Below are 15,595 nucleotides of genomic sequence, written 5' to 3'. Positions count from 1 at the left end.
ACCGAGCGGCCTCATAGCTCACTCGGCTATCTGACGCCGGTGCAGTTCGCCTTGGCGCACGATGCAAAGCAGCAGTTTTTAACCTTGGACTCTAACTGCAGTCCGGACTAAAACCGGGGGCAGGTCAGTCCATTCTTTGCCCTTGATTGCCGAAGCATTGGCGCCTCTCCAACAAATCTGTATGATCTTGATTTCCTGTCAAAAATCCAGTACCACACCCCTCCCCCGGACCTTCCGTTACCATTTGCTATTCCGAGATCACGCCCACCCTTACCTGTCAAATCAATAAACGAGTCGATATCTATTGAATACACCTCATTATCAACAGGAAATATATATTCCTGATGGATTTTATCTGTTCTCAAACCAATGACAACGTCACCAGCATCACCCCTCCAACAATAATCGACTTTTACTACCGAGCCATTCTCCTTTGATCGTGCTATGTGAACTTCTTTTGAATCGCTGTGCATGCAGCCCTTCGAAGCCAAGGACGATGTCGACAGCGACGACAACAGCACAACAAGAAGCATTGCACCGCAAAGGTTAGAGAAATTATCTTTCATTAAATTACTCGAAATAAAAGTAAAATTTCCACATATCGCGCGATTTCGCGTCACATAATTAAATCACCCACCCTCGGAACAAAAGTACGCCCCTCATCCATCTCCTCATCGGAGGACACAAAGCGGATCGAACGAATGATTTCAAGCACTTCAGGAAGAGCTCTCTCCGAAGAACTCTGAAGATTTTTTCCCACCGTCTCAGAAATATCACGAGAATCGTAACCGAGCTCTATACCTCCTCTGTCGGTACGTAGTGTACGTAAGCCATCCCCTAAGCAAAGATCCAGCTCCCGCACCTAACCGGGTTGAAAGCTGTTAAGAGGAAATGACGAAATTTGCGCAACTCCAAAATAAGACGGATGTAGCTTCTCCAGGCGACGTATGTTGTAATAGCGAATACTTTCAACATTTTCAACAGGAAGTAGTTTCGAACAAAGGTCAGCCGCGCCCCCTTTTTGGCAACTCAATCCAAAATTCAATGATTTTTTCGGAGCATGATTAATCAATGAAAAATCCCCATACGCGCTGCCACCCTCCATATAGCCCCGAGCACTTCCACCTGTTCTCGCAACAAATGCAATAGTGCAGTCATGCATGAAAATAACATAGCGTTGCATACCGGCAGGCATGACATCAGAGTGATCCACAATGGCTGGCGCATCTTTTCTTTCATCGTGCGTCAACACATATCGATTATTAACGCAAGCAATCAAGCCAAATACGATCTGACATATCAAATATTTCATAATTATTAAATCACCTCCTTCACTTGATAGTCCTTGGATAAGAATTGTTACACGCCACTATCGTTTGGGAATCTGGCAGACCTCTGTTGCACCAACCCTCCGGGAAGGAACAAGCTTGATCCCCTGTATCAGATCCACAAGCGATCTTTTCGCCCTTCCGTGCAACAAATGGGCTGAGAGGGATGCACCGCCGCACAAGACCTGTTGTTGGTCGGTAACGCAGAAGCCCAAGCTACCTTGCGAGGCGATTTTGTCTGGAATCGCCATCAAGACGTAGCCACGGGTAGTTCCGTTCGTCAGAGTCGTGACGACAAGCTTCGGCTCCCTCTGTTGAGCAGCCCGCTTCGACAGCGACCAATGTCCGAATCGCGAGGAATTGGCGATGTTATTGCTTAAGGCCATGGCACCATCGACATCGCCGTTGTCATCACTCGCACAGCCACGTGTCAGTGTTATCGCAGCAGTAGGCCGAATACCAGGCAACTGCGTGAAATACGCTGCATACTCTTCCCGCCCGTAGCCAAGACGATATTCCTCAAGTTCAGATTGGCCTTCGATAGTAAAGCGACAAGAACCTACGCCTCGAAGCTCACATTGTTTATTGAGTTCGTTTGCCCAAAATATTGAGTCGCCAAATACTGCTCCGCTCGTGCAACCCAACACCAATGCAATCAAGAAAACGACGACAGACAAAGGCACTCTCACATGCCCCTCCTTCGGAACGCTTGTAGATCATCGCTTGAGAATTTTCAAATAAATACAAGCCTCAGGCGCATGAATGATCGCCCCCAAGCGAATTCCGCCGCATTATGAACATATTTTTAAAATAACAAACCTCCACCCCAGGATAAATTCCACAAGGGATGATTTCACTGAGTCTTGGAACAACGAAGAAACTTACCCTAATGCACAAGGCGCGCCTGGGATCGACAAGGTAGAAGTCCACACCGCTTTTTGATAACGCATTGTCTAAATGCGTCATCAAAACATAGTCTCGCTCAGCTTCGCTCGCTAGTCGACGATGATTCGATTCCGTTGCCTCTCCACATAACGAAGAGCTCTTTTGAAATTTCTCACATCCTCCTCATAAAGTGAACTACATTGGTACACAGCAACATGAATCCCCGATAAATTTCTTGATGCTCTAGCACAAACCACGATCATGCCAATCTGGGAGGTGTTCGCGTGATAGACAAAGACCTCGCCAACCACACTCCAGCCCGGCATCGACAGCTTTCTTGTTGCCTGCTCGTTCAGATTGCTACGCTCGTCGATCATATTTTTATATATCAGAGAGCTGTCTAAGAGTGAGGCCCAGTTTCCATCCACGGCAAGCGGAAGCAACGACTCAATCCCGCTCTTAAAAATTGCCACATAAAATGGCATAAAATCAAATGCATCATTCTTTCCACTCCGACCCGGGACAGCAAAGATCGACACCGTGGAATCAGGACATCTCTTACACTCAATCAACCCATAACCGTCGACCCCGATGCCATCCAAACATGATCCGAATACGCTCCCGATCCGCAAGAACAGCAACATCAAGATAAAAACAACTCCCCTTGCTCTACTCTCGCGCTTCCTTCCAAATATTTGAAAAGGACGACTGCCGAAGATCTTTTTCCAACGGTGTTCCATTGGGGGTTCCTCGATTCACCACCGAACCAACCTGAGTAACGACTTCCGGACCATTGCCACGATCACAATAGAGGGAGATCTTCTCCCTCACCCAGTAGAAACCGGAAGCATCACATGAATTATAGTCATCACTTGCAAGAAGACTACTATTTTGATCGGTTAAAAAATTTCTCCCTCTATATCCCCCATAACTTACATAATTTCTCCGCCCAGTAACTTGCAAAAATCCACGCCCGCGGAATCGAGCACCGTCTCCGGCAATACCACCTTTTGAGGAATTTGCAATCCCGTTGTCCATTCCAGAAGCCTTCAGCAAAACTTGCGACGGCCGAGTCGATACGTACTCACCCCTATTAATCGTTGGTTTCTGCTTTGGCCCGGGATTTGGCAATTCAATCGGACGACGACCCGATGGAAGATTTCGGCCGAGCAAAACCGCACGATCGTAATCCTCGCCAGCCTCAATGGGGGTAATCACCTCATACATTGTTCTAAAATATCGCTCACTTCCGAGCTCTTCACGATACTGCCACCATCCGGTTTCAATACCTACCTGAGCCAAAAAATGAATCTTCCTCAACACCGAATTGTTAATCATGTATTTTGTCAACGCATAATTCATCGTCACTCTCAGCGACAGTGCCCTTTGCCTTCCCTTTTCTGGAGCCGACGACAAGAGCACCAACAATTCGTTCACGCTTATCCAACCGCATTTCCCAAGCGTTTTAATAAAACTAATCGGATGAAAGTGATGATGCTCTTTATCTAGCTCGAGCCCGTCCTTCACTGCATCGTCCCAAAATGCCAATGCCTGATGATGGCGCTTGAGCCTCTCGTATGCAGGCTCACCGAGACACATCGGAAACACGATATTGCCGACCGGACTCCCCCCATCAGCACCCTTCAGCCAGCCCCAGCGTTTGTCGAAATCGTCAAGCGCCCACTCGGTGGGCATCTTGACCACACAGTAGGTGAGTCGGTCACGCAATTCGCCAGTCTGCGTCTTGGCATAGGCAAGGATCAGCCGGTTGCGGTGTCGGGTGGCAGCGTCAATCACGGCTGTATCGGGCGCTGGCGACATCGGCTCGATCAGGTCGAGCAGTTGCCTTGAGTCGCAGCGGCTGTTGCCGTCGGCATCGTCGTCAATAAATGTCCAACCCAGCCAGTGCGGGAAGTCGGCGTCGCTATAGACCTTCGTGCCGATACGATTGAGATCCACGTAGGCGGTGACACCACCGTCGATAGCAACCTTGCGGAAATGCGGCAGGCGACCCTCATGCAGATCTGTGGCGGCCGGCGCGTCGGGCCCCAGGATTCGACCGAAGCGCAGCATCTCGTAGCCGGCACTGGGGCATCCGGGGTAGGTGTCTGTCGCGGTCTTGTAGAGGTTGTAACCGCCCGCTGCTTCTTCGACGCTACCACGCCGATCACCCACAGCATCACGCGTTGTCACGGTGATAGTGCCTCGCGCTTCGCTCAGCGCAATGTTAAGCACCTCCTTCGTTTGACCGATGGGTCGTACAGTCCATTGCGCCCATGCTTCGGCGGTCAGATCATCGGGCGGCGTGGCGGCCGCGGCCCCATAGACCGCTGGTACGCGAATGGTCCGTTGTGCGACGGTGGGTGGGGGCGGCGCCTTCTTGCCTGATTGCGGCGCGGGCTTCATGGCTGCCTGATATGCACCGGTGACTCTCGGCCACCACGTACCAGCCTGTGCTGCGGTCTTGCCGTTGAGCTTCAGGATGCGCTCGGGTGTCGTCCGGAACCGTTGCGCAACACTTTCGAGCGTATCGTTGGCGGCACCCACCGCGGAATCGAAGGCACGCACGACATAGTTCCTGGTTTCGGTACGCGGGTTGACCGCGTACATAGGCGTACCTGCAGGCAACACGATATGGATGTCGCCCCAGACGCAGTTGCGTCGTCCCTCGGAGGCTTGCAGCTTGCCTTGGCTACGGGCCATCAGCTTCTCTACGTTCGCTTTGTCCGCAACGATTTCGAAATGGATGCGGTTTGGCCTGCCGTAGATCTCACCTGCCTGGCCAATTGGGTCTTTGCGATAGATCTTGTCGCCCTTCGTCCACGCTGCCTTGGTGGCCGAATTGATCGCCATGCTCTTCAGGTGCTGGTAGATCGAATAGAAGACGACCTCGACACCTTCGCCGATTTCAGTCTGGTGCTTGATGATCACCACACCATTGCTGGTCCAGCCGGCGTAGTAGAGCAACGGGTAAGCGTCGCGCTCTTGCTCGGTAGGGTTCTGCTTCGGCTTGGCAGCGCAGGCGCGCGCGAACACGACCTCGCCGTCGGCAATGGCGCGCACCGGTTCCGGATTCGCATCGGGGCCTGGCGCGACTAGATGCACACCGCCATGCCAGCCGAACTGATGGCTGACGGGGAAGCTGCCTTTGCCGCTCTTTTCGCCGAGGCCAAAGGTTCCGTCGTTCCTGTCGTCGTCGGTTTTCGGTTGAGGGGTGCCCAGGAAGGGGAAGCTGATAAGCATAAGCGGCTCCACAAACTCAGTTCGCTAAGTGGCATGTCGTCGGGAGCAATCGACCGATCGGCCAGCGGTTGGCGATCAATACCGAAGGGATTGCCGTGACCGGCACCGCCTTCAGCCATCCGACCTTTGAATTGCGTTAGCGCAGCGTTGAGGTAATGCCGCTATCGCTCAGCGTGATAGCGCTACCCGAATCGCGCGAAGTGAGAGGTTCGCCGCCGAGGTACAGAATGTCCATGAGACGAATCCGAAATTTGGAAGTGGTTTTTTTCTTCGGATGACGTACACGCGGGTCTCAAAGAACCCAAAATACCCTGCAATGCGGGTGAAGTTCGGAATCGGCGCCAAGTACTCTGGATTACTCAGGATCTAGACACGCAACTTTCCCCGATTGGCGCACCCAATAACCGAAGGAGACACGCGGAATTTGACAATGCTGTTCCCGGCAGCGCAGACGAAATGTCAGTTCTCCCGCAATCGGCGAACCAACTCAATTCAGATAGCCGTTGCAATTGCACTCAGGCCCATTCTGTCGGAACGCAGTTGAACTTCAGCGGATCCCGCCGCGCACCTCGTCAGCCATTCCCATCTGCCGCCGGCAACCAGATCGTCACGACCAACCCGCCACCCACCGCATCGGCCAGCGTCACGCTGCCCTGATGCACCCGCGCGATCTCGCGCACGATCGACAGCCCGAGTCCCGTCCCTTCGACCGTCTGCGTCTTGCTGCCGCGATGGAAGCGCTCGAACACCGCGTCGCGCTCGTCCGCCGGAATGCCCGGCCCGTTGTCGATGACGTCGAGCCGCGCATGCTCGCCGTCGCGCGACACGCGCACCGTGATCACCGCGCGATCGCCCGCATAGCGAATCGCGTTGTCGATCAGGTTGCCGACCATCTCGCCGAGCAGGTCGGACTGCCCGTGTACGTCGATATCAGCCTCGTGCTCGAAACCGAGATCGATGTCACGGGCGCGGGCAACCGGCGACCAGTCGAGCGTCACGCTGCGCGCGAGCCGGTGCAGCGCGACCGGCTTGTGCGCGACCGCATGGCCGCTGTCCGAATCGAGCCGCGACAGCGACAGCAGCTGCTGGACGATCTTCGCGGCCTGCCGCACCGCACCGTTCGCGCGCCGCAGGTGCCCGTTCGCGCGCGGCTGCTCGTCGGGCCGCAGCGCAAGCTCGACGCCGGCCTGCACGGCTGCGAGCGGTGTCTTCAGTTGATGGGCCGCGTCCGCGAAAAAGCGGCGCCTTGCGACCTGCATCCGCTGCGTACGACCGATGTACTGGTTGATCGACTCGACGAGCGGCGCGAGTTCGCTCGGCACCGCGCCGGTATCGAGCGGTGTCGTGTCGTCCTCGCTGCGCGCGGCGACCGTCGCCGACAGCCGGTTCAGCGGCCGCAGCCCCCGCCCGACGCCAAGCCACACGATGCCGAGCGCCAGCACGACGAGCAATCCTTCCTGCAGCAGCGACCCGACCAGGATTTCACGCGCAAGCGCCTGGCGCGCCTCGATCGTCTCGCCGACCATCACCCACACGATGCGCGACTGCGCGGTCGGCACGTCGTGCACCGGGATGCGCAGCGCGGCCATCCGCAACTGCTCGCCGCGATAGACGACGTCGTAGTAACGCGTGACGAACAGCGCGCCGTCGCCCGCATCGCGCCCTTGCGGCAGCGGCAGGTCCGGGTAGCCGGTGATCGTGTGGCCGTTGTCCTCGCAGATCAGGTAATAGATCTTGCCGCCGTCGCTCGATTCGAGCATTTCGAGCGCGAGATACGGCAGGTCGACCTCGATCTCGCCGTCGTTGAGCCGAACACCTTCGCGGATCGACTTCAGCGACGACGACAACGTGCGGTCGAACGCGACGTGCGCTGCGCTCATCGCGCGCTGGTACGTGAGCCACGAGTCGAGCGCGAGCAGGCCGAGCAGCGGCAGCAGCAGCCACAGCGCGACCTGCGTGCGCAGGTTCGGGCGCGTCATGCGCCCCCCCGCCAGGCCGCCCCGTGGGGCGTGGCGGAGCATGCACGGCGCACCGCTCCGCGCCCGCGCGGCCGGCCGTGAATGGCATGCGTATCGTTGGCGGGCCCCGAACATGTCGATCCGGCGTAGCGCGTCGACGCGTACACCGGTCCCGTGCAAAGATCGCGGGCGCGGCAGCGGTTCATTCCGCCGTCTCCGCCTTCGCTTCCAGCAGATAACCGAGCCCGCGCAGCGTGACGATCGCGATGCCCGTGTTCTCGAGCTTCTTGCGCAGCCGGTACACGTAGATCTCGATCGCATCGGCATTCACCGACTCGTCGAGCCCGAAGATCTTCTCCGACAGCGTTTCCTTGTTGATCGCACGGCCGTTGCGCAGGATCAGCACCTCGAGCACCGAGCGCTCGCGCGGCGTGAGCGACAGCGGCTCGCCCGCGAGATGGAAGCTGCGGTCGATACTGTCATACGAAAGCGGCCCGCATTCGACCCGCGAATGCTCGTGGCCGAGGCTGCGGCGGATCAGCGCGCGGGCGCGCGCCTCCAGTTCGGTCAGTTCGAACGGCTTCGCGAGATAGTCGTCGGCGCCGAGATCGAGCCCTTTCACGCGATCCTCGACCGACCCGTGCGCGGTCAGGATCAGCACCGGCACCGGATTGCGCCGCGCGCGCAGCCGCCGCAGCACTTCCAGCCCGTCGAGCTTCGGCAGCCCGAGATCGAGAATCACCAGCGCGTAATCCTGCGTGCGCAGCACGTGGTCGGCCGCCTCGCCGTCCGCCATGTGATCGACCGCGAAGCGCGCCGCGCTCAGCGCGTCGTTCAGCGACTGGGCGAGGTTCGGATTGTCTTCGACGAGCAGCACACGCATGGGGATTCCGGTAAGGTCAGCGACAGGCCGCTACATTACATGATCCTTTCCATCGCGACGCCTCGCGGAAACACGGGTTGCGCCGCCCGCGCAGGCGCAAATAAGCCGGCCCACCGACCGTCCGTCAGCGCTCGGCGGCGGGACGGGTCCGCGTCGCGAAGCGCAAACCGTCATCGCCTGCGGGCCGCCGCTCGCGCAGGCCGACCGCCACCGCCAGGAAAGCGACGCTCGCACCGACCGTGACGACGATCATCGGGCGCGCGGTGCCGTCCGACAGCCACGCCAGCACGCCGCCGCACGCGGCCGTGATCGCCATCTGGATAAAGAAGAACAGCCCGGACGCCGTCCCGGCGATCGTCGTGTACGGCTGCATCACCGCGAACTGGCAGGCCGGAATCGCGATCCCGACGGCAACCATCACGAAGAACATCGGGACGACGAGCGCCGCCACCGCCGTCGGCGCGATCGCACCGCCGATCCACAACACGGCGGCGCTGGCCAGGTTGACGCCCGCCGCCGCCGCGATGACCGAATCGGCCTTCCAGCGCGTGCCGGTCCGCGCGAACAGGTTCGAGCCGATCAGGTAGCCGAGCACGGTCAGGCCGAAGATCGCCGCATACACCGGGCCGGATACGCCACGTTGCCGCTGGAACAGCGTCGACGATTCCGCGATGAACGGGTAGTACGTGCAGTACGCGAAACTGATGGCGAGCGAGTAGCGCAGGAAACTGCGGTCGCGCAGCAGGCCCGCGTATGTCCGCAGAAGCCCTTTGCCCGACACCGGCCGCGCGTCGCTTTCGCGGGTCTCCGGCAGGTAACGCAGCACCATCGCCGTCGCGACAAGCCCGCCCGCCGCCAGCAACCCGAACACGCCGCGCCATCCGAGCCACTCGGCCACCGCACTACCGGCCAGCGGCGCAATCACCGGCGACAGCGCCATGCCGGCCGAAATCCGGCCCAGCATCGTCGCCTGCATCGCGGTCGGGAAGCGCTCGCGCACGATCACGCGGCCGATCACCGTTCCGCTGCAGCCGCCCAACGCCTGGAAGATGCGGGCGGCGACGATCGCCGTGATGCTGGTCGACCACGCGCAGGCGACGCTCGCGACCACGTAGAGACACAGGCCTCCAAGCAAAACGGGACGGCGGCCGTAACGGTCGGACAACGGCCCCGATACCAGCATCGACAACGCATAGCCGACCATGTACAGGGTCAGCGTGAGCTGCAGCTGGGCGTCGGTGCCGTGCAGCGCGTCCGCCATCGCCGGCAGCGACGGCAGGTACGCATCGATCGTGACCCGCGGCAGGCACACGACGAGCAGCAACAGGAACAGCCAGCCCCACTGGGGTAATGAGCGCGTTTTCATGCGGTGAGCCCGTCTCCGGTCGGATTGATGTGGTCGACGTCAATCTAAGGTCTAAGTGATATAAGCTGAAGGGCCATTAAATTCGTCACTGACTAGACCACTATGTCGCGAGGCAAAGCCGCGATTCCGCTTGATCTGCCGTGCCCGGCCGGGCTGTCCACGGGCAGTCCGCAGTCGAAGCAGGAGTGCATTGCCGACGCGCTGCGCGACGCGATCCTGAAACGCCTGCTGCCCGGCGACAGCCCGCTGCCGTCCAGCCGCACCCTCGCCGCGCGCTGGGGCGTCGCCCGGGGCACCGTCGAAGCGGCGTACGACCGGCTGTGCTCCGAGGGCTACATCGCCCGCACGCAAGGATCGGGATCGCGGGTATGCGCGGTAGTGCCGGACAGCTATCTGCGCGCGGCCGCGCAGTCGCGCGCCACCGGCCTTCCCCCGTCCGACGCACACCCCGCGCTGGCGCACGCGACCGACGCCACCGTGCCGGAACAAGGCGTCCGTCCGGGCGTCCCGTTCGTCGCGCGGCTTGCCGATCCCGGCCTGCTGCCGATGCAGCAATGGAAGAAGGCGCTCGGGGCCAGCCTGCTTGCCGCGACGGCGAACGACCTCGGGGCCACGCCGGCGCAAGGCGTCGAGAACCTGCGCAATGAAATCGCCGCGTACCTGCGGGAATACCGGGGCATCCCGTGCGACGCTGGCGACATCTTCATCACGACCGGCATCCGGCATTCGATCGATCTCGTCGCGCGCACGCTGCTCGCGCCCGGCTCGACTGTGCTGATGGAGGATCCCGGCTATGCGTCGGCGTGGCAGATCTTCACGATCGCGGGTGCGACCGTGATCGACGTGCCGGTCGATCGGGAAGGCATCGACACGGCGTCGCTGGACCGCCATCCCGATGCGCGCGCGGCCTACGTGACACCCGCCCACCAGGCGCCGCTCGGCGTCACGATGTCGGTGTCGCGCCGGCTCGAGCTGCTCGACTGGGCGCAGCGCACCCGCACGTGGATCATCGAGGACGACTATGACGGCGAATTCAGCTACCAGACCGCCCCGCTGCCCGCGCTGAAATCGCTCGACGCGTGCGATCGCGTGATCTACTGCGGCTCGTTCAACAAGACGCTGTTCTCGGGGCTGCGCATCGGCTTCATGGTCGTGCCGGCGGAACTGCGGCCCGCGCTGTCGGCCGTGTGGCATGCGACCGCGCGCTCGGTCGGCGTGGCGCCCCAGCTGGCGCTGGCCCGCTTCATCAGCCACGGTGATTTTGCGAAGCACCTCCGCGCCGCGCGCCACGCGTACCGCCAGCGGCGCGACATCGTGCTCGACCAGTTGGCGAAGCACGCCGGCGGGCGGTACGCGGTGTCCGGCGAACACGCGGGCTTTCATTTCGTGCTGTGGCTGCCGCCCGGGATGGACGACGCGACGTACATCGCACAAGCCCAGGCGAACGGCATCGAATTGCAGCCGATCCGCGGATTCTGTCGAAGCGCCCGGTGCGAAGCGGGCGTCGTCGTCGGGTATTCGGCGCTGACGGCCGCGCACGCGCGCCACGGCGGCCGGCTGCTCGGCAAGCTGCTCGCGCAACCCACCTAGGCGCCCTGTCATCGTTGCCGCGCCCGCGGCAACTCGCTTCCCTCCCTTGTCCGACCGTGCCGCGCGCCGCGAAACGCGCGGCCGCCGCCACTTCGACCTCGGGAAATCCATGACACAAACGGCGCGATTTCTTACCGAAATGAAAGCAGGCTGAAAGTGCGCCGCAATTAACATCCGCTCCACTCGAACAACACCTAGACGTAACTGGAGGAAGACATGCCGTTTGCACCGAAGCACCTCGCCGCCGCGCTGGCGATCGTTCTGGGCACTGCCGCCGGCAGCGCCACCGCGCAGGTTCCGGCCGGGTATCCGGGGAGTTACCAGGGCGTGATCGACGCCGCGAAGAAGGAAGGCAAGCTGATCGTCTACTCGACGACCGACACGGGCCTCGTGCGCCCGCTGATCAAGGACTTCGAAAGCCTGTACGGCGTGAAGGTCGAGTACAACGACATGAACAGCACCGAGCTGTACAACCGCTACATCAGCGAGAACGCGGCGAGCAGCACCAGCGCCGACGTGCTGTGGAGCTCGGCGATGGATCTGCAGGTCAAGCTCGTCAACGACGGCCTGATGGCGTCCTACGATTCGCCCGAAAGCCCGAACCTGCCGCAATGGTCGCAGTACCAGAAGCAGGCGTACGGCACGACGTTCGAGCCGCTCGCGATCGTCTACAACAAGCGCCTGATCCCCGAAAGCGAAGTGCCGACCACGCGCGCCGACCTGATCAAGCTGCTCACCACGCAGGCCGACAAGTTCAAGGGCAAGGTCACGACCTACGACATCGAGAAATCGGGCGTCGGCTTCAACTACCTGACGCAGGACGCCCACGTGAACGAGAAGGTCACGTGGGAGCTCGTGAAGGCGATCGGCGCGACCGGCCCGAAGCTGCAGTCGAGCACGGGCGCGATGATGGAGCGCATCTCGTCGGGCGAGAACCTGATCGGCTACAACATCATCGGCTCGTATGCGTACGCGAAGGCAAAGAAGGACAAGTCGATCGGCTACGTTTTCCCGAAGGACTACACGCAAGTCGTGAGCCGCCTCGCCACGGTGTCGAAGAAGGCGAAGAACCCGAACGCCGCGAAGCTGTGGGTCGACTACCTGCTGTCGAAGCGCGGCCAGACGCTGATCGCGAACCAGGCGAACCTGTATGCGATCCGCGCGGACGTGACCGGCGAAACGTCGGCCGCGAGCCTCACGAAGGAGCTCGGCGATTCGCTGAAGCCGATCCAGATCGGCACCGGCCTGCTCGTCTATCTCGACCAGTCGAAGCGCCTCGCTTTCCTGAAGCAATGGCAGCAGGCGATCAAGCGCTGATCCGCTGACTGCCGGCCGCCCGCCGCACACGGCGCGGGCGGCCCCTTCCCCTTACCGACTTCCTTGAGGCGGCCATCCGGATGGCCGCAGGGGCGAACTCATGCTTTCAACCAGCACACGCGGAACGGCACCGGCCGTTCCGCCCACCACCGGCCCGCGCGATGCGATTCCCGCGCTGCCGGTCAACAGCCTGCAGCCGCTCGCCGGCATGCTGCGCTGGATCGTCGTCGCGGTGCTGACCATCGCGGTCGCGCTGCCGCTCGGCTTCATCCTGTTCCAGAGCCTGCTGTCCGCGCCGTTCTTCGATGCGAACAAGACGCTCGGCATCGAAGGCTTCCGCTTCATCTTCAGCGATCCCGACTTCTGGTCGGCCGTGAAGAACTCGTTCATCATCGCCGGCGGGATGCTGTTCATCTCGATCCCGCTCGGCGGCATCCTCGCGTTCCTGATGGTGCGCACCGACCTGCCCGGCCGCCGCTGGCTCGAACCGCTGCTGCTCACGCCGGTATTCGTGTCGCCGATGGTGCTCGCGTTCGGCTACGTGGTCGCGGCCGGCCCGGTCGGTTTCTACTCGGTGTGGTTCAAGCAACTGTTCGGGGTGCAGAACGTGCCCTGGAACGTGTACTCGATCTTCGCAATCACGGTGATCGTCGGCCTCACGCACGTGCCGCACGTGTACCTGTACTCGTCGGCCGCGCTGCGCAACCTCGGCTCGGATGTCGAGGAAGCCGCCCGCGTGACGGGCGCCCGCCCGTTCCGCGTCGCGCTCGACGTCAGCCTGCCGATGACGATGCCCGCGCTGCTGTTCGCCGGCGTGCTGGTGTTCTTCCTCGGCTTCGAAGTGTTCGGGCTGCCGCTCGTGCTCGGCGATCCGGAAGGCCATCTCGTGCTCGCGACCTACCTGTACAAGCTGACCAACAAGCTCGGCGTGCCGTCGTATCACCTGATGGCCGCGGTCGCGGTGTGCATCGTCGCGATCACGTTCCCGCTCGTGCTGCTGCAGCGCCGCCTGCTGAAGACCGCGAACCGCTTCGTCACCGTGAAGGGCAAGGCCGGCCGCGCGACGGTGCTGCCGCTCGGCGTCTGGCGCTGGGTCGCGCTCGCGATCGTCGCGCTGTGGCTGATGCTGACGGTGATCGTGCCGATCTCGGGCATCGTGCTGCGCGCGTTCGTGACCAACTGGGGCGAAGGCGTCGCGCTCGCCGAGGTGCTCACGCTGTCGAACTTCACCGAGCTGTTCGAGCAGGACAACCTGGTGCGCGCGATCGTCAATACGCTCGGCATCGGCGTGATCGGCGGCGCGCTCGCGATCGGCTTCTATTCGCTCGTCGCGTTCGCCGGCCACCGCCGCCCAGACTGGGCCACCAAGCTGCTCGACTACCTCGTGCTGCTGCCGCGCGCGGTGCCCGGCCTGCTCGCCGGTCTCGCGTTCCTGTGGATCTTCCTGTTCGTCCCCGGCCTGCGCGAGCTGAAGAACTCGATGTGGAGCATCTGGATCGCGTACACGGTCGTGTGGCTCGCGTACGGGATGCGACTCATCCAGAGCGCGCTGCTGCAGGTCGGCCCCGAGCTCGAGGAAGCCGGCCGCAGCGTCGGCGCGACGCGCAGCCGCGTGTCGCTCGACGTGACGCTGCCGCTCGTGCGTTTCGGCCTGCTCGCCGCATGGCTGCTGATCTTCATGATCTTCGAGCGCGAATACTCGACGGCCGTCTACCTGCTGTCGCCCGGCACCGAAGTGATCGGCGCGCTGCTCGTGTCGCTGTGGGCGACCGGCGCCGTCGACCAGGTCGCCGCGCTTTCTGTCATCAACATCGCGATGGTCGGTGCCGGTCTCGGCGTGGCCCTGCGTTTCGGAGTGAAACTTCATGGATAAGCTCATCGTCGACGACCTGCATCTCAGCTACGGCACCAATCCGATCCTCAAGGGCGTGTCGTTCGAACTGAAGGCCGGCGAAGTCGTGTGCCTGCTCGGCGCGTCGGGCAGCGGCAAGACCACGCTGCTGCGCGCGGTGGCCGGCCTCGAACAGCCGTCCGACGGCCGCATCCAGCTCGATGACCGCGTGTTCTTCGACGGCGCGAAACGCGTCGACCTGCCCGTCGAGCAGCGCTCGCTCGGCCTCGTGTTCCAGTCGTACGCGCTGTGGCCGCACCGCACCGTCGCCGACAACGTCGGCTACGGGCTGAAGCTGCGCCGCGTCGCGCCGGCAGAACAGAAACGCCGCGTGCAGTCTGCACTCGACCAGCTCGGCCTTGGCCATCTCGCGGAACGCTTCCCGCATCAACTGTCGGGCGGCCAGCAGCAGCGCGTCGCGATTGCGCGCGCGCTCGTCTACAACCCGCCGGTGATCCTGCTCGACGAGCCGCTGTCGAACCTCGACGCAAAGCTGCGCGAGGAAGCGCGCGCATGGCTGCGCGAGCTGATCGTGTCGCTCGGCCTGTCGGCCCTGTGCGTGACGCACGACCAGACCGAGGCGATGGCGATGTCCGACCGCATCCTGCTGCTGCGCAACGGCCGCATCGAACAGGAAGGCACGCCGGCCGAGCTGTACGGCGCACCGCGCTCGCTGTACACGGCCGAATTCATGGGCAGCAACAACCGGATCGATGCCCGCGTCGCAGCCGTCAACGGTGAACGCGTAACGCTCGCCGGCGATGGCTGGGAACTGCAGGCGGTCGCCCGCGACACGTTCGCACCGGGCCAGGACGCGCAGGCCGTGATCCGCCTCGAACGCGTGCAGGTCGCCGACGGCCCCGGCGCAAACCGGCTGCAGGCCGACCTCGTCACGTCCATGTATCTCGGCGACCGCTGGGAGTACCTGTTCCATTGCGGCGAGATGCGCCTGCGCGCCTTCGGCCACGTGCCGCGCGCAGCGGGCAAGCACTGGATCGAATTCCCGACCAACGACTGCTGGGCGTTCGCGAAAGCGGGCTGACCCGCGCGGCGGGCGCTCCGCCCGCCACCTGCGCGCTTTCCGTCGTGTCATGACAGGCAGGTCCGGCGGACGTCTTCTGGCGTCCGCCGCGG

13 protein-coding genes are annotated in these 15,595 nt (G+C 61.7%); 5 read left to right on the top strand and 8 right to left on the bottom strand.

Annotated features, from left to right (window positions below):
- Nucleotides 1–107: 107 nt before the first annotated feature.
- The 3 genes from G3O00_RS21070 to G3O00_RS21060 all read right to left on the bottom strand — a co-directional run bounded on the left by G3O00_RS21070 (nt 108) and on the right by G3O00_RS21060 (nt 2,011).
- Nucleotides 108–566, bottom strand: a complete 459-nt coding sequence (locus G3O00_RS21070) for a hypothetical protein (protein ID WP_206144208.1) — start codon at nt 564–566, stop codon at nt 108–110.
- Between the two features lie 296 nt (nt 567–862).
- On the bottom strand, nt 863–1,312 hold the full coding sequence (locus G3O00_RS21065; RefSeq protein ID WP_206144207.1) for a hypothetical protein: 450 nt from the start codon (nt 1,310–1,312) through the stop codon (nt 863–865).
- Between the two features lie 57 nt (nt 1,313–1,369).
- The gene (locus tag G3O00_RS21060; RefSeq protein ID WP_206144206.1) at nt 1,370–2,011 is read right to left on the bottom strand and encodes a hypothetical protein; all 642 of its coding nucleotides are present in this window, start codon (nt 2,009–2,011) and stop codon (nt 1,370–1,372) included.
- 79 nt (nt 2,012–2,090) lie between these two features.
- Here G3O00_RS21060 and G3O00_RS21055 point away from each other — a divergent pair, with 79 nt between their 5' ends.
- Nucleotides 2,091–2,270: a hypothetical protein gene (locus G3O00_RS21055; RefSeq protein ID WP_206144205.1), complete on the top strand. Its 180-nt coding sequence runs from the start codon at nt 2,091–2,093 to the stop codon at nt 2,268–2,270.
- A 53-nt stretch (nt 2,271–2,323) separates the two neighbouring features.
- Here the strand turns inward: G3O00_RS21055 and G3O00_RS21050 are convergent, their stop codons facing one another.
- The 5 genes from G3O00_RS21050 to G3O00_RS21030 form a co-directional block, all read right to left on the bottom strand.
- A complete protein-coding gene (locus tag G3O00_RS21050) occupies nt 2,324–2,953 on the bottom strand; it encodes a hypothetical protein (RefSeq protein ID WP_206144204.1) in 630 nt (209 codons plus the stop codon).
- The gene (locus G3O00_RS21045) at nt 2,883–5,456 is read right to left on the bottom strand and encodes a hypothetical protein (protein WP_206144203.1); all 2,574 of its coding nucleotides are present in this window, start codon (nt 5,454–5,456) and stop codon (nt 2,883–2,885) included. The genes G3O00_RS21050 and G3O00_RS21045 overlap by 71 nt, the downstream gene beginning before the upstream one ends.
- A gap of 572 nt (nt 5,457–6,028) precedes the next feature.
- Nucleotides 6,029–7,435 (bottom strand): sensor histidine kinase, encoded by a 1,407-nt coding sequence (locus G3O00_RS21040; RefSeq protein WP_206144202.1) that lies wholly within the window; start codon nt 7,433–7,435, stop codon nt 6,029–6,031.
- A 181-nt stretch (nt 7,436–7,616) separates the two neighbouring features.
- Nucleotides 7,617–8,297, bottom strand: coding sequence for a response regulator (locus tag G3O00_RS21035; protein WP_011355366.1), 681 nt, complete (start codon nt 8,295–8,297; stop codon nt 7,617–7,619).
- Nucleotides 8,298–8,421: 124 nt separating this feature from the next.
- The gene (locus G3O00_RS21030) at nt 8,422–9,663 is read right to left on the bottom strand and encodes a multidrug effflux MFS transporter (protein WP_206144201.1); all 1,242 of its coding nucleotides are present in this window, start codon (nt 9,661–9,663) and stop codon (nt 8,422–8,424) included.
- Nucleotides 9,664–9,765: 102 nt separating this feature from the next.
- Here G3O00_RS21030 and G3O00_RS21025 point away from each other — a divergent pair, with 102 nt between their 5' ends.
- The 4 genes from G3O00_RS21025 (at nt 9,766) to G3O00_RS21010 (ending at nt 15,503) form a co-directional block, all read left to right on the top strand.
- The gene (locus G3O00_RS21025) at nt 9,766–11,253 is read left to right on the top strand and encodes a PLP-dependent aminotransferase family protein (RefSeq protein WP_206144200.1); all 1,488 of its coding nucleotides are present in this window, start codon (nt 9,766–9,768) and stop codon (nt 11,251–11,253) included.
- 216 nt (nt 11,254–11,469) lie between these two features.
- Nucleotides 11,470–12,570, top strand: a complete 1,101-nt coding sequence (locus G3O00_RS21020) for an ABC transporter substrate-binding protein (protein WP_206144199.1) — start codon at nt 11,470–11,472, stop codon at nt 12,568–12,570.
- A 100-nt stretch (nt 12,571–12,670) separates the two neighbouring features.
- On the top strand, nt 12,671–14,443 hold the full coding sequence (locus tag G3O00_RS21015) for an iron ABC transporter permease (protein WP_206144198.1): 1,773 nt from the start codon (nt 12,671–12,673) through the stop codon (nt 14,441–14,443).
- The gene (locus G3O00_RS21010; RefSeq protein WP_174932447.1) at nt 14,436–15,503 is read left to right on the top strand and encodes an ABC transporter ATP-binding protein; all 1,068 of its coding nucleotides are present in this window, start codon (nt 14,436–14,438) and stop codon (nt 15,501–15,503) included. The genes G3O00_RS21015 and G3O00_RS21010 overlap by 8 nt, the downstream gene beginning before the upstream one ends.
- The last annotated feature ends 92 nt before the right edge of the window (nt 15,504–15,595 follow it).

The organism is Burkholderia sp. Ac-20384, assembly GCF_017104605.1.
Lineage (GTDB): Bacteria > Pseudomonadota > Gammaproteobacteria > Burkholderiales > Burkholderiaceae > Burkholderia > Burkholderia lata.
This window is presented reverse-complemented; position numbering and strand designations above follow the sequence as displayed.